The organism is Roseicyclus sp., assembly GCF_965662675.1.
In the GTDB taxonomy this organism is placed as follows: Bacteria; Pseudomonadota; Alphaproteobacteria; order Rhodobacterales; family Rhodobacteraceae; genus Roseicyclus.
Map to the genome: position 1 here is coordinate 1 of NZ_CBFIIK010000168.1, position 3,172 is coordinate 3,172.

3 protein-coding genes are annotated in these 3,172 nt (G+C 61.2%); all 3 read left to right on the forward strand.

The features are described 5' to 3' along the window. Positions 1–1,592: peptide ABC transporter substrate-binding protein (locus ACTG4J_RS15090; RefSeq protein ID WP_439140557.1), on the forward strand; the 1,592-nt coding region annotated here is incomplete at its 5' end. Positions 1,593–1,677: 85 nt separating this feature from the next. Continuing rightward, positions 1,678–2,685 (forward strand): ABC transporter permease, encoded by a 1,008-nt coding sequence (locus ACTG4J_RS15095; RefSeq protein ID WP_439140558.1) that lies wholly within the window; start codon positions 1,678–1,680, stop codon positions 2,683–2,685. Beyond that, on the forward strand, positions 2,678–3,172 hold a 495-nt coding region (locus ACTG4J_RS15100), incomplete at its 3' end, for an ABC transporter permease (protein WP_439140559.1). The genes ACTG4J_RS15095 and ACTG4J_RS15100, both read left to right, overlap by 8 nt.

The following is a 3,172-nucleotide window of genomic DNA, read 5'->3' on the forward strand; positions in this document are numbered from 1 at the left end:
CCTCGACGCTGAACCCGTATCTGTCGGGCGGCACCAAGGAAGTGGAGTCTTCCTCGCTCATCCTCGAGTCGATGGCACGCTTCGATGAAAGTGGCACCATGGTGCCATGGCTGGCCGAAAGCATTCCGACGGTCGAGAATGGCGGCATCGCCGCCGATCTGACCTCGATCACATGGACCATCGCCGAAGGTGTGACATGGTCGGACGGGTCCGCCGTCACGCCCGATGACTTCATCTTCACATGGCAATATTGCACCCATCCCGAAGGTGGCTGCGCCCAGTCGAGCTATTTTGACGGCGTGACCGCGGTCGAAGCGATCGATGCGCGCACCGTGCGCATCAATTTCGGTGGGCCGACCCCCTTCCCCTACACCGCCTTCGTCGGCTCCGAGAGCCCGGTTTTGCAGGCTGCACAATTCGCGGAATGCCTTGGCGCACGCGCACCCGAATGCACGGATGCGAATTTCGGCCCCATCGGCACCGGCCCCTTCGTCGTGGATGAATTCCGCCCGAACGACGTGATCGAATTGTCGGCGAACCCGAATTTCCGCTTCCCCGACCGTCCCTATTTCGCGACCGTCACCTTCAAGGGTGGTGGCGATGCGACGGCGGCGGCGCGTTCGGTCTGTGAAACCGGCGAATTCGACTATGCGTGGAACCTGCAGATCGACCCCAACATCCTTGCCGGCATGGCCGCGCAGGGCCGTTGTAACGTCGTGACCGCCTTCGGCACCTCGGTCGAGCGTCTGCACCTGAACCAGACCAACCCCGACCCGGCGCTGGGTGATGCCCGCTCGACCGTCGAGGGTGGCCCGCACCCCTTCTTGACCAACCCGGTCATCGGTCAGGCGATGTCGATGGCGATCGACCGCGCGCTATTGGTGGAAATCGGCTACGGCGCGGGTGGTCAGCCCACCTGTAACGTGCTGCCCGCGCCCGAGCTTTACGCCTCGACAGCCAATGATAGCTGCCTTGTCCAAGACATCCCCGGCGCTATCGCGCTTTTGGATGGCGCAGGTATCGTCGACTCCGATGGCGATGGTGTGCGCGAGTATAACGGCACCCCGCTGCGCGTGCTTTACCAGACCTCGACCAATGCCGTCCGTCAGGACACGCAGGCCTTGGTCAAGCAGTGGTGGGAAGAAATCGGGATTGAAACCGAACTGCGCAACATCGACGCCTCGGTCTTCTTCGGCGGTGATCCGGCATCCCCGGACACCTTCCAGAAGTTCTATGCCGATATCGAGATGTACACCAACAACTTCGCCGGTGTGGACCCGCAGGCCTATATGGCAAGCTGGCTGTGCGGTGACATGCCCCGGCCCCAAAGCCAGTGGCAGGGTTCGAACGTCCAGCGCTTCTGCGATCCGGCCTATGACGCGCTTGTCGCCGAAATGGCCCGCACCGCAGATCTGAACGAACGTGGCCGCTTGGCACGCGCGATGAACGATATGCTGATGCAAAGCTACTCGATCATCCCGCTGATCCACCGCGGTGGCGTTTCGGCGCATACGGCCACGATCGACGGCATCCGCATGTCGGATTGGGACAGCGAGCTGTGGAACATCATGGATTGGCGTCGCGCCCAGTGATGGCGTGACCTGACACCGGCCCGCGCCGCCTCCTTGTGGCGCGGGCCAAGTTTGTCCGAAACTTCTGACCCGAGGCGTTGGCCATATGCTGACCTACACGATCCGGCGATTGATCCTTGCGATCCCGACGCTTCTGTTCATCAGTTTCGTGATTTTCCTGATCGTGAAGCTATCGCCGTCCGACCCGACGGCGGGCCTGCCGCTGACCATCCCGCCCGAGGTGCGCGAACAGATCCGCGAAAGCCTTGGCGTCAACGACCCGGTACTGGTGCAGTATTTCAAATGGCTCAAGCTGATGGTCTGGGACGAGCCCTTGCACTTCATCGAAGGCACGACCGGCTGGCAGATCGCCCCCGATGGGCCGCGCATCATTTCCTATCAGACGCGCAGCCCGGTGATGGACCTGATCGCCCAGCGCATGCCACAGACGCTGTGGGTGGTAGGCACCTCATATCTGGTCGGTATTCTGATCGCACTGCCCTTGGGCATCATCTCGGCCTACAAGCAGTATTCGGTCTTTGATCAGGTCGGCACCTTCATCTCGATGGTGGGGTTTTCGGTGCCGACATTTTTCACCGGTGTCCTGTTCATCGTGATTTTCGCGGTGAATCTGGGCTGGTTCCCGAGCGTGTATAACACCACTCATGTGGTGACGGATTGGGATAGCTTCGTGGTACAACTCAAGCAGATCATCATGCCGGTCATGGTGCTGGGCCTGTTCAACGCCAGCCAGATCAGCCGATATTTGCGCGCCTCGATGCTCGATAATCTCAACCAGGATTACGTCCGGACCGCGCGCGCGAAGGGTTTGAGTGAAAAGACCGTGGTGCTGGTGCATGTGCTGAAGAACTCGATGATCCCGGTCGTCACTGTCATCGCGCTAAACGTGCCGGCCGTCTTTGGCGGCGCGATCATCACCGAGCAGGTCTTCAAGGTGAACGGCATCGGCCAGCTGTTGATCATCGCGATCCAGAGCGGGGATGTGCCGGTGGTGCAGACGGTCAGCTTCATCTTCGCCGTGCTGATCGTTTTGTTCAGCCTGATTGCCGATATTCTTTACGGCGTGCTCGATCCGAGGATTCGTTATGACTGAAGCCGCAGATCGCCCCGCATCAGCCGCCCCCGCACTGGAAAGCTACCGCCCGCCGCGCAACCAGTGGTGGGATGTCTGGGATCAGTTCAAAACCCATAAGGGCGCGCTTTTCGGCCTTGGCTTTTTCGTCTTCACGCTGCTGTTCGTCTTTGTCGGGCCGCTGCTCTGGACACTCGACGCCCAATATATCGACATCCGCGCGCGTAATGCCGGCCCCAGCCTTGCCCATCCGATGGGCACCGACCAGCTGGGCCGCGATACGATGGCGCGGATGATGGCGGGCGGTCAGACATCCATCGCGGTGGGGTTGACGGCGATGGCGCTGGCCTTGGTGCTTGGCACGCTGGTGGGGGTCTTGGCGGGCTATTTCAAGCGGCTCGACGGGCTGTTGATGCGCACGACCGACCTATTCCTCGCCATGCCGCTCCTGCCGCTGCTTCTCGTCACGATCATGCTGTTTCGCGATCCGCTGCGCGCCAATTTCGGC

Excerpts from the sequence above, each read along its gene's own strand:
- ACTG4J_RS15095 (WP_439140558.1), top strand. The coding sequence starts at position 1,678 with ATGCTGACCTACACGATCCGGCGATTGATCCTTGCGATCCCGACGCTT.